Source organism: Leisingera aquimarina DSM 24565 (assembly GCF_000473165.1).
In the GTDB taxonomy this organism is placed as follows: Bacteria; Pseudomonadota; Alphaproteobacteria; order Rhodobacterales; family Rhodobacteraceae; genus Leisingera; species Leisingera aquimarina.
The window spans coordinates 3,477,872-3,492,824 of the sequence record NZ_KI421504.1; the positions used below are offsets into that span (position 1 = coordinate 3,477,872).

At 61.5% G+C, this 14,953-nt stretch carries 16 protein-coding genes; 6 read left to right on the forward strand and 10 right to left on the reverse strand.

Annotated features, from left to right (window positions below):
* Window positions 1-57 precede the first annotated feature (57 nt).
* Entirely contained in the window at window positions 58-459 is a 402-nt protein-coding gene (locus AQUI_RS0121370) for a GFA family protein (protein ID WP_027259336.1), read from the forward strand.
* A gap of 95 nt (window positions 460-554) precedes the next feature.
* Here AQUI_RS0121370 and prpE read toward each other — a convergent pair whose 3' ends face one another.
* Complete coding sequence (gene prpE, locus AQUI_RS0121375) at window positions 555-2,444, reverse strand: propionate-CoA ligase PrpE (protein WP_027259337.1); 1,890 nt, start codon at window positions 2,442-2,444, stop codon at window positions 555-557.
* Between the two features lie 628 nt (window positions 2,445-3,072).
* Here prpE and AQUI_RS0121385 point away from each other — a divergent pair.
* Window positions 3,073-4,518, forward strand: coding sequence for an amidase family protein (locus AQUI_RS0121385; protein WP_027259339.1), 1,446 nt, complete (start codon window positions 3,073-3,075; stop codon window positions 4,516-4,518).
* Window positions 4,519-4,927: 409 nt separating this feature from the next.
* On the opposite strand, the gene AQUI_RS0121390 is transcribed toward AQUI_RS0121385, so the two are convergent.
* Complete coding sequence (locus AQUI_RS0121390; protein ID WP_027259340.1) at window positions 4,928-5,689, reverse strand: NAD kinase; 762 nt, start codon at window positions 5,687-5,689, stop codon at window positions 4,928-4,930.
* Between the two features lie 169 nt (window positions 5,690-5,858).
* On the opposite strand from AQUI_RS0121390, the gene glyA reads away from it, so the two are divergent.
* Both glyA and AQUI_RS0121400 read left to right on the forward strand, forming a co-directional pair.
* Window positions 5,859-7,154 (forward strand): serine hydroxymethyltransferase, encoded by a 1,296-nt coding sequence (gene glyA, locus AQUI_RS0121395; protein ID WP_027259341.1) that lies wholly within the window; start codon window positions 5,859-5,861, stop codon window positions 7,152-7,154.
* Between the two features lie 285 nt (window positions 7,155-7,439).
* The gene (locus AQUI_RS0121400) at window positions 7,440-8,315 is read left to right on the forward strand and encodes a DUF817 domain-containing protein (RefSeq protein ID WP_027259342.1); all 876 of its coding nucleotides are present in this window, start codon (window positions 7,440-7,442) and stop codon (window positions 8,313-8,315) included.
* A 35-nt stretch (window positions 8,316-8,350) separates the two neighbouring features.
* Here AQUI_RS0121400 and AQUI_RS0121405 read toward each other — a convergent pair whose 3' ends face one another.
* From AQUI_RS0121405 to AQUI_RS0121420, 4 genes are all read right to left on the reverse strand, one after another.
* Window positions 8,351-8,638: a YiaA/YiaB family inner membrane protein gene (locus AQUI_RS0121405; RefSeq protein WP_027259343.1), complete on the reverse strand. Its 288-nt coding sequence runs from the start codon at window positions 8,636-8,638 to the stop codon at window positions 8,351-8,353.
* A gap of 66 nt (window positions 8,639-8,704) precedes the next feature.
* Window positions 8,705-9,382, reverse strand: a complete 678-nt coding sequence (locus AQUI_RS0121410; RefSeq protein WP_027259344.1) for a PspA/IM30 family protein — start codon at window positions 9,380-9,382, stop codon at window positions 8,705-8,707.
* A gap of 91 nt (window positions 9,383-9,473) precedes the next feature.
* Window positions 9,474-10,070 (reverse strand): TetR/AcrR family transcriptional regulator, encoded by a 597-nt coding sequence (locus tag AQUI_RS0121415; protein WP_027259345.1) that lies wholly within the window; start codon window positions 10,068-10,070, stop codon window positions 9,474-9,476.
* Window positions 10,071-10,135: 65 nt separating this feature from the next.
* Window positions 10,136-10,501 carry a hypothetical protein gene (locus AQUI_RS0121420; RefSeq protein WP_027259346.1) on the reverse strand — a complete coding sequence of 122 codons (366 nt, stop codon included), beginning with the start codon at window positions 10,499-10,501 and terminating at the stop codon, window positions 10,136-10,138.
* A 103-nt stretch (window positions 10,502-10,604) separates the two neighbouring features.
* Between AQUI_RS0121420 and AQUI_RS0121425 the strand changes: the two genes are divergently transcribed.
* A complete protein-coding gene (locus AQUI_RS0121425; protein WP_156916896.1) occupies window positions 10,605-11,363 on the forward strand; it encodes an alpha/beta fold hydrolase in 759 nt (252 codons plus the stop codon).
* Here the strand turns inward: AQUI_RS0121425 and AQUI_RS0121430 are convergent.
* From AQUI_RS0121430 to AQUI_RS0121445, 4 genes are all read right to left on the reverse strand, one after another.
* Window positions 11,360-11,548, reverse strand: coding sequence for a hypothetical protein (locus AQUI_RS0121430; RefSeq protein WP_027259348.1), 189 nt, complete (start codon window positions 11,546-11,548; stop codon window positions 11,360-11,362). The two genes, AQUI_RS0121425 and AQUI_RS0121430, sit on opposite strands and share 4 nt — an antisense overlap.
* A gap of 158 nt (window positions 11,549-11,706) precedes the next feature.
* Entirely contained in the window at window positions 11,707-12,018 is a 312-nt protein-coding gene (locus AQUI_RS0121435) for a non-heme iron oxygenase ferredoxin subunit (protein WP_027259349.1), read from the reverse strand.
* A 36-nt stretch (window positions 12,019-12,054) separates the two neighbouring features.
* Entirely contained in the window at window positions 12,055-13,083 is a 1,029-nt protein-coding gene (locus AQUI_RS0121440; RefSeq protein ID WP_027259350.1) for a fatty acid desaturase, read from the reverse strand.
* Between the two features lie 104 nt (window positions 13,084-13,187).
* Window positions 13,188-13,946, reverse strand: a complete 759-nt coding sequence (locus tag AQUI_RS0121445) for a class II aldolase and adducin N-terminal domain-containing protein (protein ID WP_027259351.1) — start codon at window positions 13,944-13,946, stop codon at window positions 13,188-13,190.
* A 112-nt stretch (window positions 13,947-14,058) separates the two neighbouring features.
* Between AQUI_RS0121445 and AQUI_RS0121450 the strand changes: the two genes are divergently transcribed.
* The gene (locus AQUI_RS0121450; protein ID WP_027259352.1) at window positions 14,059-14,949 is read left to right on the forward strand and encodes a LysR family transcriptional regulator; all 891 of its coding nucleotides are present in this window, start codon (window positions 14,059-14,061) and stop codon (window positions 14,947-14,949) included.
* The last annotated feature ends 4 nt before the right edge of the window (window positions 14,950-14,953 follow it).

The window sequence follows — 14,953 nt, forward strand, 5'->3', positions numbered from 1 at the left end:
GCGGCTGGGAATTTCCGCTGGCCGCCCATCCGGGGAGGCCAGCAAAGGGGACCAGCCATGAAAGGGCATTGCCACTGCGGCGCCGTGCATTGGGAGAGCCAGGCCGAGGCGGCCTGGAGCTGCTACTGCCACTGCGCCGATTGCCGCCGCAATTGCGCAGCACCTGTCACCGCATTTTTCGGACTGCCGCATGAGGCGGTCGCGTGGTCCGGTTCAAAGCCGCAAATCTACAATTCCTCTGACGGTGTCGAGCGGCTGTTCTGCGGTGCCTGCGGCACCCAGATGGCCTATCGCACCGCACGGGATGCAGTGAACATCCATATGTACACGGCAACTCTGGAATGCCCTGGGGATGTGCCCCCCAAGTTCCATGTCTTCCACTCCGACCATGTGAGCTGGCTGGAGCTGAAAGACAAGCTGCCCCGCTACAGCCGGGGCAGTGAACAAGATGCGCGGTAGCTAGACGGGGTTAGTGGGCGGACATCAATATTTCCCGCTCCGCTAGGAGATCACGGGATTTCCTAGCGGCTTCCATGCAGGGAACCGGCGTGCGCTTAGCGGGCGTAACCGATGGTTTGCAGGGCATCCTTGATTTCGTCCAGGACAGCCGGATCGTCAATCGTGGCAGGCATCTTCCACGGGGTGCCATCCGCGATGTTCACCATAGTGCCGCGCAGGATCTTGCCGGACCGGGTCTTGGGCAGCCGGTCGACCACCGCCGCCAGTTTAAATGCGGCAACCGGGCCGATCTTCTCGCGCACCAGCTGGACGACCTCGGATACCACCTCGCCATGATCGCGATCGGCACCGGCGTTCAGGCAGAGGAAGCCAACCGGCATCTGGCCCTTGAGGCTGTCCGCCACGCCGATCACGGCGCATTCGGCGACATCCGGGTGGCCCGCCAGCACTTCCTCCATGCCGCCGGTCGACAGCCGGTGGCCTGCGACGTTAATGACATCATCGGTGCGTGCCATGATGTAGAGATAGCCATCTTCATCCTTCATGCCCGCATCGCCGGTCTCGTAGTAGCCGGGAAATGTGGTGAGGTAGCTTTTCTTGAACCGCTCCCCGGCATTCCACAGCGTCGGCAGGGTGCCCGGCGGCAGCGGCAGTTTGACCGCGATGGCGCCCAGCTCGCCCGGCGCTACCGGGTTGCCGCCTTCGTCCAGAATATCGACTTCATAGCCGGGCATCGGCACTGCAGGCGAACCAAGCTTGGTCGGCAGTTCTTCGATCCCCAGCGGATTGGCGGCAATCGACCAGCCGGTTTCGGTCTGCCACCAATGGTCCACCACAGGAACCTTCAGTTGTTCCTGCGCCCAAGTGATGGTGTCGGGATCGGCGCGCTCGCCGGCCAGATAAACCTGCTGCAGGCAGCTCAGATCGTATTTCTTGACGAATTCGCCCTTGGGATCTTCCCGCTTCACCGCGCGAAAGGCAGTGGGGGCGGTGAAGAAGCTCTTGACCTTATGCTCGGAGATCACCCGCCAGAATGTGCCCGCATCCGGCGTGCCCACCGGCTTGCCCTCAAACACAACTGTCGTGTTGCCGTGGATCAGCGGCGCATAGCAGATGTAGCTGTGGCCAACGACCCAGCCCACATCGGAAGCAGCCCAGAACACATCGCCGGGATTAACGTTGTAGATGTTCTTCATCGTCCAGTTCAACGCCACCAACTGGCCCGCGGTGTGGCGGATCACGCCTTTGGGCTGGCCGGTGGTGCCGGAGGTGTAGAGGATATAGGACGGGTGGTTGCCTTCCACGGGCACACATTCGGCGGGTTCCACACCGTATTGGAAGCCATGCCAGTTCACGTCCCGGCCCGGAATCAGATCCGCCACTTCCTGTTCGCGCTGGAAAATCACGCAGAACTCCGGCTTGTGCTCCGACAAGTCGATGGCGCCATCCAGCAGCGGTTTGTAATGCACTGTACGGCCCGGCTCGATCCCGCAGGAGGCGGCGATGATCGCCTTGGGTTTGGCATCGTCAATCCGCACCGCCAGTTCGTTGGAAGCAAATCCGCCGAACACCACCGAATGCACAGCACCGATACGGGCGCAGGCCAGCATCGCCTCCAGCGCTTCAGGGATCATCGGCATGTAGATGATGACCCGGTCGCCTTTTTCGACGCCCTTGGCGCGCAATGCTCCGGCCAGTGTGGCGACGCGATTGCGCAGCTCGACATAGGAGATTTCACGCTTGGTATGGGTGACCGGGCTGTCATAAATGATCGCGGTCTGTTCGCCGCGGCCTTGTTCCACATGGCGGTCAACGGCGTTGTAGCAGGTGTTCACCTTGGCATCGGAAAACCATTCATAAAGGCCATCGCCCTTATCTAACAGCGCCTGCTTCGGGGCTTCATCCCAGTCAATCGCCTGTGCGGCCTCCATCCAAAACCCTTCCGGGTCCTGTTTCCAGTCGGCATAAATATCCTGATATCCCATAGTGATCATCTCCTCCTGCTCTTTGCCTAGGCGAGAAAGCGGCAAACGGGCAAGTTTTGCTGCCGCGGCACGCAAGGTTGGTCAATAAATTTACAGATTCCAGCCAGGAGACCAGCCTGAATTCACAGAATTTACACATGGTTTGCGATTTGCATCCAATCCGCTTTGCAAACAGGTCTTTGCCGGAGAATATTCAGGAAAGCCGCGCCGGAATTGCAAATTTGCAAACCTCCCCGAAGGATATGGCGGCTGCGATGCGGGAATCAACCGCTGCGGCAAGAGCACTGACCGAGAAAAGACCTTTGGGCTTCTGTCGCGCCGGCTGGCCGTGCTCCGCCAACCCTAGATTCTGCCAAGCATGAACTGGAGCCGGTTTCGCCTCTTTTACTGCGTTTTTCGTTTCGCGCCGCCTGCCACGGGCTTGGGGAAGCGAGGTGTAAGACGTGCCAACGGCACGTGGCTCAACCAGACATATCATCGCGCGCTTTAAAGCGACCTGTCACGCTGACAGACAAGCCAATAGGTCTTGAACCTCGGTAGAGTTCCCGCAGATTTCCGGCCCATTGCCGTCCGGTTTCCCTTGCAACTCCGCCCTGCCCTCCTAGGCTGCGGCCAGGGAGGCTTGAGCATGACAAAACCGGATATCTGGCGCCTGGGTGCAACGGAACTGACAAAACTGACACGCACCGGAGATCTGAGCGCCGAAGATGCCGTGCAAGCCTCCATTGATCGAATGAACGCGGTGAATCCGGCGCTGAATGCCGTTGTTGAAGACCTGAGCGCCGAGGCACTGAAGCGCGCCCGCGCGCTCGACACGGCACACGCAGGCGGCGCTGTTCCCGGCCCGCTGCACGGTGTGCCGGTCACCATCAAAATAAACGTTGATCAGAAGGACCATGCCACCTCCAACGGAGTCCCGGCGCTGAAGGACTTGATAGCGCCTGCGGACGCTCCGGTGGTGGAGAACCTGCAAAAGGCCGGGGCGGTTGTGATCGGACGGACAAATACACCGGAGTTTTCCTTCCGCGCCGACACCGACAACCCGCTGCATGGCCGCACACATAACCCTTGGGGGCGGCATATCTCACCCGGCGGGTCCTCTGGCGGCGCAGGGGCTGCAGTGATGGCCGGGATCGGCGCAATGGCCCATGGCAATGACATTGGCGGCTCCTTGCGGTTTCCGGCCGCTGCCAATGGCGCGGTGACAGTGAAACCTGGCCTGGGCCGGGTGCCAGCCTGGAACCCCAGCCAATCCGCCGAACGCGGGCTGCTCGCGCAGCTGATGTCAGTGCAGGGGCTGATCACCCGCTCGACAGAAGACCTGCATCTGTCAATGCCCTCCTTGATTGCCGCAGACCCGCGCGACCCCTTTCATGTGCCGATGCCCTGGCGCGGGGAAACCCTGGACGCCCCGATCAAAGTGGCCTTCACCAAGAACACCCATGGCTATGATTTGCACCCCGAAGTCGAGGCCGCATTGGATTTCGCCCGCGCGGCGCTGACCGACGCAGGCTATTTGGTTGAGGACGCGGAGCCGCCCAATGCGTTCGAGGCCGGACGCACCGGTTACCGCGCACTGATGGGTGAGATCCATGCGCTGATGAAGGGGGATGTGGACGCGGCGGGCTCCCGGACCGTGCGCGATATCTTTGCCGTCTATTTCCAGGAGTTCCCGCCCTTTGCCGGCGATGAGCTGCTGCAGATGATGGCCAAGCGCACCCATTACGCGCGGCAATGGTCCCTGTTCATGGAGGAATACCCGCTGGTGCTGTCGCCCTTCCTGCCGCAGCCCTTTTTCAAGCCGGACCGAGACACCGAAGGCGCCGAAGGTGTGCATGAGGTGCTGGGTTGCGCAGTTTATTCTTACGCGATGAACTTTCTCGGCCTGCCTGCCGCCTCAGTCCCTGCCCGGCTGGCGCAGCTGCCGAACGGGCCGCAGCCCATCAATGTGCAGATCGCCGCCCGCCGCTGGCGAGAGGATCTTGCGGTGGGCGCCTGCGCTGCGATTGAAGCCCGTGCAGGCCGCATGTGCCTGCCGCTGTGGGACCAGATGCAAGCCGGAGGAAGCACCTGACATTGCGGTCAGCCGGCAAACGGCAGCATGAACCACCTCAATACGTTCGACTTGGAGAAGGTCCCTATAGGGAGTTCGAAAGGGTGCAGTGGAGCAAGTATTCATCGTCACACCCGGCCCGCTTAAGGTCCCGGGGAACGGATTGAACCGCCCCCGGGGAACTTCCATACCTAGGTCACTCACTAATAACAGCGCGCGCCTTGTCGCATTCTGCGAACCCGGCGTTTGGCACAGCTTCCGTGGTCGTAACCGGCAGGGAACTTAAAAAACTGGAACGCACAAAACACGCCGGTACGGATCTGTGGCATTTTGCCCTTTGGCAGCTACCATCCACATCCGCCTGTGGGTAAATCATCGCACGGAATCGTTACCGGTAAGTTTACAAATCCGTGAACCCTTCGTTAAACGCCTACGTAAACTGCTCGGAAATAAGCCTTTCTTCCAGGCCATGACCGGGATCGAACAGAATTTTATGGCGTATTTGCGGATCGGTACGGATCTCAACCCAATCAATATCGGCCACAGAATTCGAGTCCGCATCAGCCATCACCGGGCGCTTGCCCGCTTCCAAAACGTCAAAACGCACCATCGCGTTACTGGGCAAAAGCGCGCCGCGCCAGCGCCGCGGCCGGAAGGCTGCAATCGCGGTGAGTGCCAGCACATCCGCCCCGATCGGCAGAATCGGACCATGGGCGGAGTAATTATAGGCCGTGGACCCTGCAGGGGTGGAGACCAAAGCGCCGTCGCAGACCAGCTCCTCCATCCGCACACGGCCGTCCACAGATATTCTGAGCCGCGCCGCCTGCGGTCCTGCCCGCAGCAGAGACACCTCGTTGATGGCCAGCGCCTTATGCACCGCACCGCGGCGGTCCATGGCGGTCATCGACAGCGGATTGATGATTTCCTGCACGGCTTCTTCAAGCCGCTCGATCAGCCCGTCTTCACGGTATTCATTCATTAGAAACCCAACGGTACCGCGGTTCATGCCGTAAACAGGCGCCGGGTGATCCACCATCGCAAGCAGCGTGCGCAGCATGAAACCGTCCCCGCCCAACGCCACAACAATACCGGCTTCGGCGGGCGGCACATGACCGTATCTCTTTCGCAGGGTACCCAGGGCATCCTGCGCAACATCGGCCTCACTGGCCAGAAAGGCGATTCTCAAACTCATGAAATCTGTTTCCGGTGTTAGGCATCTGGTTCCGAAACAATCACAGCTTTCCCGCAAAGACCATAGTTGCCGTTCTGTCGCAGGGAAATGTCGCTTTACAGGCTTCCGGCGCAAGGATGTTTCCGATAGGAAATCCCTCAATTCTGATCCTTACTCCAACGGAGCCACCATGACTGAAGCGACCCGTGACCCCGGCTTTTTCACCCAGTCCCTCTCTGAGCGCGATCCTGAGCTTTATGCGTCGATCACAGCCGAACTGGGGCGCCAGCGCGACGAGATCGAGCTGATCGCCTCCGAGAACATCGTCTCCGCCGCGGTGATGGAAGCGCAAGGGTCGGTGCTGACCAACAAATACGCCGAAGGCTACCCGGGACGCCGCTATTACGGCGGCTGCCAGTATGTGGACGTGGCCGAAAACCTGGCGATCGACCGTGCCAAAGCACTGTTCGGCTGCGAATTTGCCAATGTGCAGCCGAACTCCGGCAGCCAGGCCAACCAGGGCGTGTTCCAGGCGCTGATCCAGCCCGGCGACACCATCCTGGGCATGGATCTGGCCTCCGGCGGCCACCTGACCCACGGCGCGCGTCCGAACCAGTCCGGCAAGTGGTTCAATGCGGTGCATTACGGCGTGCGCGAAAGCGACAACCTGATCGACTACGACCAGATCCAGGCGCTGGCAACCGAGCATAGCCCCAAGCTGATCATCGCCGGCGGCTCCGCCATCCCGCGCCAGATCGACTTTGCCAAGTTCCGTGAAATCGCCGACAGCGTCGGCGCCTATTTCATGGTCGACATGGCCCATATCGCGGGTCTGATCGCGGCGGGTGAACACCCCTCGCCGTTCCCCCATGCGCATGTGGCCACCACCACCACCCACAAGACCCTGCGCGGCCCCCGCGGCGGCATGATCGTGACCAATGACGAGGCCATCGCCAAGAAAGTGAACTCGGCGATCTTCCCCGGCATCCAGGGCGGTCCGCTGATGCATGTGATCGCAGGCAAGGCGGCCGCCTTTGGCGAGGCGCTGAAGCCGGAGTTCAAGATCTACCAGAAGCAGGTGCGTGCCAACGCGGCAGCGCTGGCAGACCAGCTGATCCAGGGCGGATTGGACATCGTCACCGGCGGCACAGACACGCACGTGATGCTGGTCGACCTGCGCCCCAAGGGCGTCACCGGCAACATCGCCGACAAGGCGCTGGGGCGCGCCCATATCACCACCAACAAGAACGGCATCCCGTTCGACCCGGAAAAGCCCACCGTGACGAGCGGTTTGCGCCTGGGCACGCCCGCAGGCACCACCCGCGGCTTCGGCGAGGCTGAGTTCCGCCAGATCGCCGACCTGATCATCGAGGTGATCGACGGCCTGGCCGCCAACGGTGAAGACGGCAATGCGGATGTGGAAGCCGCGGTGCGCGCCAAAGTGGCCGGTCTCTGCGCCCGGTTCCCGCTGTACCCGAACCTGTAAGCCCCTGCAGGATTGAGAGAAAAGGACCGCCGCGGCCCCACACAGCCGCGGCGGTTTTCCGTTGCCGCAAAGGCGAGGCTCCCGCGCCCCGCAGGTGCATCAAAGATGCCCCGGCACGGGCCTTGGGCCCGGCAGCGCCCCATTGGGGCGCTGCGCGCGCCGTGCACCCGCGCGGCGCCATGCTCAACGCTTTCAGGTCTGCCTCCGGCAGGCTGGAAAGGGGCGGGAGCGGCTGGTGGCCGCTTTCACCTTTTCACCTCCGGCTGCGTTTGATCTAAACGCCTTATGAACAGCAGAAATTCAAACCGCACCCGCCGCCTGGAGCGCCGCCTTGGCGACAGGATGCGCGCGCATCTTCCATTGGCGCTCAGCGAATTCATCATGTTCACCCTGAAACAAGGCTGGGCCGCAATTTTCGGCATCCTGCTGCTGGGCGGGCTTATCGTAACAGGTTGGATCTGGCAGCCGGACTGGGCGCTTGCCCGTTATGACGCCCTGCTGATCTATGCGCTGGCGCTGCAGGCGCTGCTGCTGGCCACCGGCATGGAAAGCTGGCGTGAGGTGCGGGTCATACTGCTGTTTCACCTGACTGGTACCGCGATGGAGATCTTCAAGGTGCAGGCGGGCAGCTGGGGCTATCCCGGCGGCGGCGCGATCAAACTCTATGACGTGCCGCTGTTTTCCGGTTTCATGTATGCAGCGGTCGGTTCCTACATGGCACGGGTTATCCGGTTGTTTGATATGCGCTTTGCCCCCTACCCGCCGTTCCGGGCCACGGTGCTGATGGCCGTTGCCATCTATGGCAACTTCTACGCCCATCATTTTCTGCCCGATATCAGGATGGGCCTGTTTGCGGCCACCGTACTGCTGTTTGCCCGCACCCGCATCTGGTTCCGCATTGGCGAGCGCAGCTACTGGATGCCGCTGCCGGTGGCTGCGTTTCTGTCCAGTTTCTTTCTGTGGCTGGCAGGAAACATCGGCACCAGCACCAAGACCTGGCTGTACAATGGTCAGGCCAGCGGCGAATGGGTGAGCCTGGCCAAGATGGGGTCCTGGTATCTGCTGCTGTACGTCAGTTTTGTCACCGTGACGCTGGTGTTCCGCGAGGCGCTGTCGCCCACGGCAACCCCTGCCCGGCAGATGCAAAACGCCCGCCAATAAAGGGCGGGCGCCGGGCCGGGTTTACTTAAAACGGATCAGAGATCCTGTTTGGCGTCCAGCAACGCGTCTTCCAGCAGCCGTTCGTTGCGGGCCTCTTCGATCTTGCGGATGCGGTCTTCGCTGGAGCGGTGATCAAACCGGTATTTCACCACGTTGACCAGGCTCAGTGTCAGCAAGAGCACCGCCATCGCCCAAAATCCTTTGGTTGCCAGCGGCACCTCAGTTGAAAGCCACAGAGAAATCCCCAGCATTGCATAGGCGATAGCGACGCCGGCAGAGTTCAGAAAGATAATCAGTTTGTTGTCAGTGTTGTCGGTAAACATGTCGTTTCTCCAGAAAATACAAGTTGGTCTATGCGGGCCGGCGGACCGGACCAGGGCAAAGCCTGTTTAGCTGCTGCTTTTAAGCCGGTTCAGCACATCGGCGGCAGTGCTGCGGCTGCGGGGGCCGAAACCGGCATCCGCCAGATCACCGGCAATGGTGCTGTTGCTCAACTCACCGTCGATTTCGCGCAGGATTTCGCCCTGTTCGAACGGGTCATCGCGCTGCAGAACTTCGCTGATCAGCGCCTCGGCTTCTTCGGCCGGGCTGTCGCCGCCTGTATGACGGCGCAGGCGGCGCTGGATGTCTTGCTCGCGCCGTGTAGCGCGGGCGGCAATGGCGCCCTGCTTCAGGTCGGTGATGCGGCGGCTGGCGGTTTCCACCGACTGGCGCAGCTGCAGGATCCTTGTTTCCAGCCGGTCGAGGGTCTGGCGGCGGACCGTCAGCTCGTTCTCCATCTCGGCCACCGCTTGGGCTGCGCTTTGCGCCAGATCCTCGCGCCCGCCTTCCAGCGCTTCACCGGCCCGGGCCATCAGGTCCTGAACGCGGGTTTGCAAGGTCTCGATCTGGCGCTGTTCGGCGCGCTGGCGTTGGATCAGGCTGGCCAGGGTCAGCTTGGCCGCCTTCAGATTGCCTTCGGCCTCGCGGATCTTCTGGGTGATCAATTCGATCGAATAGGTCTCCCGAAGCTGCTCTTCGGCCCGGGCATTGGCACCGGTGATCAGGGTCTTCAGAGTGGCGAACATCTCTTCCTCCAACTTGAACATCGTTCACAAGGAGGGTGATCGCACAAATCTGAACATCGTTCAAGAATTAATTTGAACAGTGTTCAAAAAATCAAGATCTGCCGATTTGACGGAGCACCTGGGCAATCATCGTTTCGATCTGTTCCGGAGGAACGCCCGAGATGCGCCGTTCCAGCCCCAGCAGCACAATGCCATGCACCGAAGAGAACAGCGCCCGCACCATCAAGCCGGTTTCCTCTGCCCCCATCCCCGGGAACAGTTCCCCCACCGGACGAGCGATATTGGCAAAGAGGCCCTCCAAGGCTTCCAGATACCAATCCGGCACCGGCCCTTCTGCCGTCATCTGCAAATCAAACAGCGCCCGCCACAGGTTGGTGTTCGCGATGGCAAAGTGCAGGTAGGCGTTGCTCATCAGGATCAGGCGGCGGGTCGGCGGTTCTGCGTCCGCATCCTCCACAGACGCCCTGACGGCAGCGCCCAGCCCGCGGAACGTGCGGCCGTTCACCGCCATGATGATGGCGTTCAGATCGTCGAACGCATTGTAGATCGCTCCCAGGGCACAGCCCGCATCCTGGGCCAGATCACGGGCACGCAAGGCCCCTGCCCCGTCGCGTGCGATGCGGATCTCTGCCGCGTCCACCAGTTTTTCCCGCAGCGCTGCCTTGCGCGCCTCTACCTTGCCTGCCATGGCGCCCCACTCTATCTTGAACCACGTTCAAAATACCGCAGGCAGCGGCGGCGTAAAGCGGGAAATCAGATCAGACCGCGCCACCGCAGGACCACAACCAGCAGGATCAGCACCACCAGCACGGAAAACCCCATGCTGCCCAGCACCCCCAGCCAGAACCCTTTGCGCCGGTCGGCCAGGTCGATTTTCTGCAGATACGCCTTAACTTCGCGCGCGGCACCGCGCAGCGGTTTCTCGTCTACGGTCGGCCGCAGCTTGGGATGTTCCAGCATCGGCAGCGCATCGGCAAGTTTCATGCCCTGCTTATAGACCCGGCGCGGCAGGCGGCGGCGGGCGCGTTTCAATGCGGCGGCGAGATCCCCGGAGGCATGCTCACGCTCTTTCAGCAGCGTGCGGATCTCTTCGATGTCCTGATCCAGACTGGCGGCCATTCTGGCACTCTCCCTCAGCTGCCGTTCGCTGCCACCCTAACCTGCGCCCGCGCCCGTCTCAATGGGGGTGGCAAGCCTTTGCCTGGGCGGGTATCAAGACCCTATGCTGAACACGATCACACATGGCACTGCCACCGACAAAGCCCCGCTGCTGATTGCCCACGGCCTTTATGGCTCGGCCCGGAACTGGGGTGTCATCGCAAAACGCCTGTCGGATGAGCGTCTGGTCGTCGCAGTGGATATGCGCAACCACGGCGACAGCCCGCGGACCGATAGCCACAGCTATCCGGAACTGGCCGAAGACCTGGCCGAGGTGATTGCCGCCCACGGCGGGCAGATGGACGTGATCGGACATTCGATGGGCGGCAAGGCGGCGATGACCCTGGCGCTGAACCACCCTGAGGCGGTGCGCCGCCTGGTGGTGGCTGACATTGCGCCGGTTGCTTATGGCCATACCCAGATCCAATACATTCACGCCATGCGGTCCGTGGATCTGGATACGCTGCAGCGCCGCCCCGAGGCCGCAGCTCAGCTGGCCGAGGCCGGGGTGGAACCTGCGCTGCAAAGCTTTTTCACCCAGTCGCTCGATATCCCGAACAAGCGCTGGAAGCTGAACCTGGACACGCTGGCGGATCAGATGCCGGACATCATGTCCTTCCCTGAGACGGACGCCGCGTGGGAGGGGCCTGCGCTGTTCCTGTCCGGGGCTGAATCGGACTATGTGCTGACTGAACACCGGGATGAGATCCGTGCGCGCTTCCCCGCTGCCCGTTTTGCCAAGCTGCCCGGCGCAGGGCATTGGCTGCACGCCGAGAAGCCGCGGGAGTTCGAAGCCGCCGCGCGGGTGTTCCTGAACGCCTAGGCGCCGCGGGAATAAAGCTGTTTGGCCACCAGCCAGGCCACCGGCACCCCGGCCAGCGCACCGATAGCTGCCGAGGCCAGAATGGCCTGCGTCGACACAAGCCCTGCTACCAGAACCGCGATGACGCCCACGCCTGCAAGGCTGGAACCAATCAACGAATATAGAACGGATGCAAGGCGCAACATGGGGATCTCCTATGCCTGTCGAATCTCTCTGAGGTCAGGCATAGGGTTTCGCATCCGCATCCGCCTTGATCAGGATCAGATGGCAAGCCTGTGAAAGAAGAGCGAAAAAAAGCGACCCCCGAGGACCGCCGGAAACTAATGCTCCGGGGCGGAAACTATCAGCCGGTTTCAACAAACACCCGGCCGCTCTCGACCCTGACAGGATATGTCTTGAGGTCCTGATGCACCGGCGCCGACAGCGCCTTGCCGGTGCAGATATCAAACCGTCCGCCATGCAGCGGGCATTCGATCACGCAGTCGATCACCAGACCGTCCTCCAGGCTCTGCTCCTCATGGGTGCACATCAGATCCGAGGCAAAAAAACCCTTTTCGGTGTTGTAGATTGCGTATGATTTGCCCTCATGCTCCCAAGCGATCAGGTCCTCCTCGTCGATGTCATCGGTGGCGCAGGCGTCAATCCATTGGCTCATGTTGCGGCTCCTGGTTCGTAATATTCTTGAAAAGAGTTACATTGTCCGCTGCGCAATGCGCTCAACCGGGCCACCTTCGGTGATCATATGCGGCGCCTGCCGGATGGTGGCGGCCTTGGTCGGGCGGCCCAGCGAGCGGCGCAGCACCACCGACATCACCTCAAGATTGGTCTTGAAGAAGCCCGGATCCGGCGCCGGTAGCTGGTCCTGCACCGCCTCCGCCAGTTTCGGCAGCGCGTGGAACGGCACCTGCGGATAGAGATGGTGCTCAACGTGGTTGTTCATCTTCATATAGAGGAATTCGGCCAGCCAGTTGCTGCGGAACGAGCGGGTGCTTTCCAGGATCGAGGGCGAGTTCTCCTGCAGCTCCACATGCTGGATCAGGGTGAACAGCAGCATGACAGGCGCGCCCAGGATACGTGGGATCACCAAGAACCAGACCACCCACCAGATGCCAAAAAACGGCGCCGCAGCGATCAGCGCATAAATCAACAGCATGATGCGCGCGTTGCGGGTCATCTTGGAGAATTCCCTCTCTGGCGTGACCATCTTCATGGTGCTGGTGTAACGACCGGCCGCCAGATGCAAGAACACCTGCATATGAAAGCGCAACAGCGCGGTGCCGGTGATCTCAGCCAGCCAGCCGCCAAAACCCATCGGCGTGTCGAACGGCATCTGGCTGTCCTTGCCGACCCACCAGGTATGGGTGTGGTGGTTGGTGTGGGTGTAGCGCCGGTGCAGCGGCTCCTCCATATAGAGAAGCGAGGTGACCCACAGCACCGCCTCGTTCAGCCAGCGGCTGCGGAAGGCGGTGCCATGCGCGGTTTCATGGCTGAAGGAGTAAGCGGGCACTGTCAGGAAGATGCCATGCAGCAGCATTGCGGGCCACATCCAAAGCGTGCCGAGCGTGGCCCAAACCAGCGTGCCGGTGGCTGCCAGGAAAGTCAGCCATTGCGCAATGTAGATCAAACCGGGCCTGTCGCTGCGGGCGGCGATTGATTTCAGCGTCTTCTTGTCGAGCTTCACACCCGAGGACGCGGCATTTGTTGGAACGTAACCAGGCATCTGGAGCCTTCTGGATGGCTGAAGTTTTTTCTGATGGATGCAGCAAACCGCCAAGCAGTTCGCTGAACTACCCGTGGTTTTAGTGCCTGCTTTGAAAGCCTGCGTTAGCTGGCGTAGTTGGAACCTTCGTCGTCGAGGATCGCCTTCAGCTCGGCCAAGTGGCGTTCGGACTGATCCGGGTAATCCTCCAATTCCTGCGCGGTCTTCTCGGCGACCGCGTCGCTCAGCACCCGCAGTTTCTGGCCGGTTTGCAGTGCCCGGATATAGGTCTCGGCTGCGCGTTCGAAGTAGTAGAGGCGGTTGAACGTGTCCGCGACGCTGTCGCCGATCACCAGCACCCCGTGATTGCCCATGATCATGACCTTGACCTTAGGGTCAGTCAGCATCGAGGCACAGCGGGCGCCTTCATCGTCGAACGCCAGCCCGCCGAACTCCCCGTCCACCACATAGCGGTTGTAGAAGGTGGCGGTGTTCTGGTCGATCGGCGGCAGCGAACTGTCAGCGAGGCAGGCCAGCACGGTGGCGTGGATCGAATGCACATGCATCACGCAGCGCGCGTGCGGGCACAGCCGGTGGATTGAGCCGTGCAGGCCCCAGGCGGTCGGGTCCGGCGCGTCGGGGCGGTCCATGGTCTTGGGGTCATTGGCGTCCAGGAACAACAGGTCCGAGGCCTTGACGCGGCTGAAATGCACCTGGTTCGGGTTCATCAGGAACTGGCTGCCATCCTCGTTCACCGCCAGGCTGAAGTGGTTCGCCACGGCCTCATGCATGTCCAGCCGTTCGGTCCAGCGGAAGGCCGCGGCCATGTCGACGCGCTCCTGCCAATGGGTGAGGTTCGGGCTTAAATCCGCTTGCTTGTTCATTCTGGCGCCTCCCAAAAGTTGCTGCGCTATTGGTGCCAGCCGTAATCGCTGCTGACAAACGATTGATTCACGCGTAATGCATTAACTGAACTAATGCATAGGTCATGCGTCCATGTCTTCCCCCGGCTCGCCCTCTTCCTCCCTGCCCCCGCTCACCTGGCTGCGCGCCTTTGAAGCCAGTGCGCGCCATCTGTCGTTCACCCGCGCCGCTGCGGAGCTGAATCTGACGCAATCAGCAATCAGCCAGCATGTGCGCAGCCTCGAGAACTTCCTGGGGCGCGAACTGTTCATCCGCAAAACCCGCGCGCTGGAGCTGTCGGAGGCCGGCGCCAATTACATGCCCATCGTGCGCGAAGCGTTTGACCTGATTGCGGCCGGCACCCAGGCCTTTACTGGCGGCGACCAGGGGCGGCATCTGGTCTTGCAGTGCAATATGGCGTTCTCGGTGTTCTGGCTGTCGCCGCGCCTGCCCCGGCTCTACGAGCGGTTCCCCTGGCTGGTCTTGAACATCGTGACGCCGATCTGGGACCCGGAGCGCCACGCCAGTTCCGCTGGGACCGAGATCCGCTTTGGCCGTCCCAATGACATGTCGGCGGCGGCGATCCGGCTGACCCGCGACCGGTTCTATCCAGTCTGCGCGCCGGGCTATCAAGGCGGTGCGGTGGATTTCAGCACGGCCCACTTGCTGGATTGTGCAGGCGTGACAGGCTCTTGGGGCGCATGGTTCAAGTCGCAGGAGAAACCGTTTGAGCGCAACCATGAGATCCAGCTGGCCTCCACTTATGTGATTGCCATGACAGCGGCAGTGAATGGCGCTGGCATCTCGATGTCGCATGACACGCTGGCGGGCGGGCTGTTAGAGAACGGACAGCTGGTCAAACCCAGCGACCATTCCGCAGAACTGCTGGAGAATTACTTCCTGCTGCCACCTTCCAGCCATGCCAGCACCCCGGCCTCGCGTGCCTTTCTGGAATGGCTGGAAGGTGAGATGCCTCCTGTATAGCACC

Excerpts from the sequence above, each read along its gene's own strand:
- AQUI_RS0121370 (WP_027259336.1), top strand. The coding sequence starts at position 58 with ATGAAAGGGCATTGCCACTGCGGCGCCGTGCATTGGGAGAGCCAGGCC.
- prpE (WP_027259337.1), bottom strand. The coding sequence starts at position 2,444 with ATGGGATATCAGGATATTTATGCCGACTGGAAACAGGACCCGGAAGGG.
- AQUI_RS0121385 (WP_027259339.1), top strand. The coding sequence starts at position 3,073 with ATGACAAAACCGGATATCTGGCGCCTGGGTGCAACGGAACTGACAAAA.
- AQUI_RS0121390 (WP_027259340.1), bottom strand. The coding sequence starts at position 5,689 with ATGAGTTTGAGAATCGCCTTTCTGGCCAGTGAGGCCGATGTTGCGCAG.
- glyA (WP_027259341.1), top strand. The coding sequence starts at position 5,859 with ATGACTGAAGCGACCCGTGACCCCGGCTTTTTCACCCAGTCCCTCTCT.
- AQUI_RS0121400 (WP_027259342.1), top strand. The coding sequence starts at position 7,440 with ATGAACAGCAGAAATTCAAACCGCACCCGCCGCCTGGAGCGCCGCCTT.
- AQUI_RS0121405 (WP_027259343.1), bottom strand. The coding sequence starts at position 8,638 with ATGTTTACCGACAACACTGACAACAAACTGATTATCTTTCTGAACTCT.
- AQUI_RS0121410 (WP_027259344.1), bottom strand. The coding sequence starts at position 9,382 with ATGTTCGCCACTCTGAAGACCCTGATCACCGGTGCCAATGCCCGGGCC.
- AQUI_RS0121415 (WP_027259345.1), bottom strand. The coding sequence starts at position 10,070 with ATGGCAGGCAAGGTAGAGGCGCGCAAGGCAGCGCTGCGGGAAAAACTG.
- AQUI_RS0121420 (WP_027259346.1), bottom strand. The coding sequence starts at position 10,501 with ATGGCCGCCAGTCTGGATCAGGACATCGAAGAGATCCGCACGCTGCTG.
- AQUI_RS0121425 (WP_156916896.1), top strand. The coding sequence starts at position 10,605 with ATGCTGAACACGATCACACATGGCACTGCCACCGACAAAGCCCCGCTG.
- AQUI_RS0121430 (WP_027259348.1), bottom strand. The coding sequence starts at position 11,548 with ATGTTGCGCCTTGCATCCGTTCTATATTCGTTGATTGGTTCCAGCCTT.
- AQUI_RS0121435 (WP_027259349.1), bottom strand. The coding sequence starts at position 12,018 with ATGAGCCAATGGATTGACGCCTGCGCCACCGATGACATCGACGAGGAG.
- AQUI_RS0121440 (WP_027259350.1), bottom strand. The coding sequence starts at position 13,083 with ATGCCTGGTTACGTTCCAACAAATGCCGCGTCCTCGGGTGTGAAGCTC.
- AQUI_RS0121445 (WP_027259351.1), bottom strand. The coding sequence starts at position 13,946 with ATGAACAAGCAAGCGGATTTAAGCCCGAACCTCACCCATTGGCAGGAG.
- AQUI_RS0121450 (WP_027259352.1), top strand. The coding sequence starts at position 14,059 with ATGTCTTCCCCCGGCTCGCCCTCTTCCTCCCTGCCCCCGCTCACCTGG.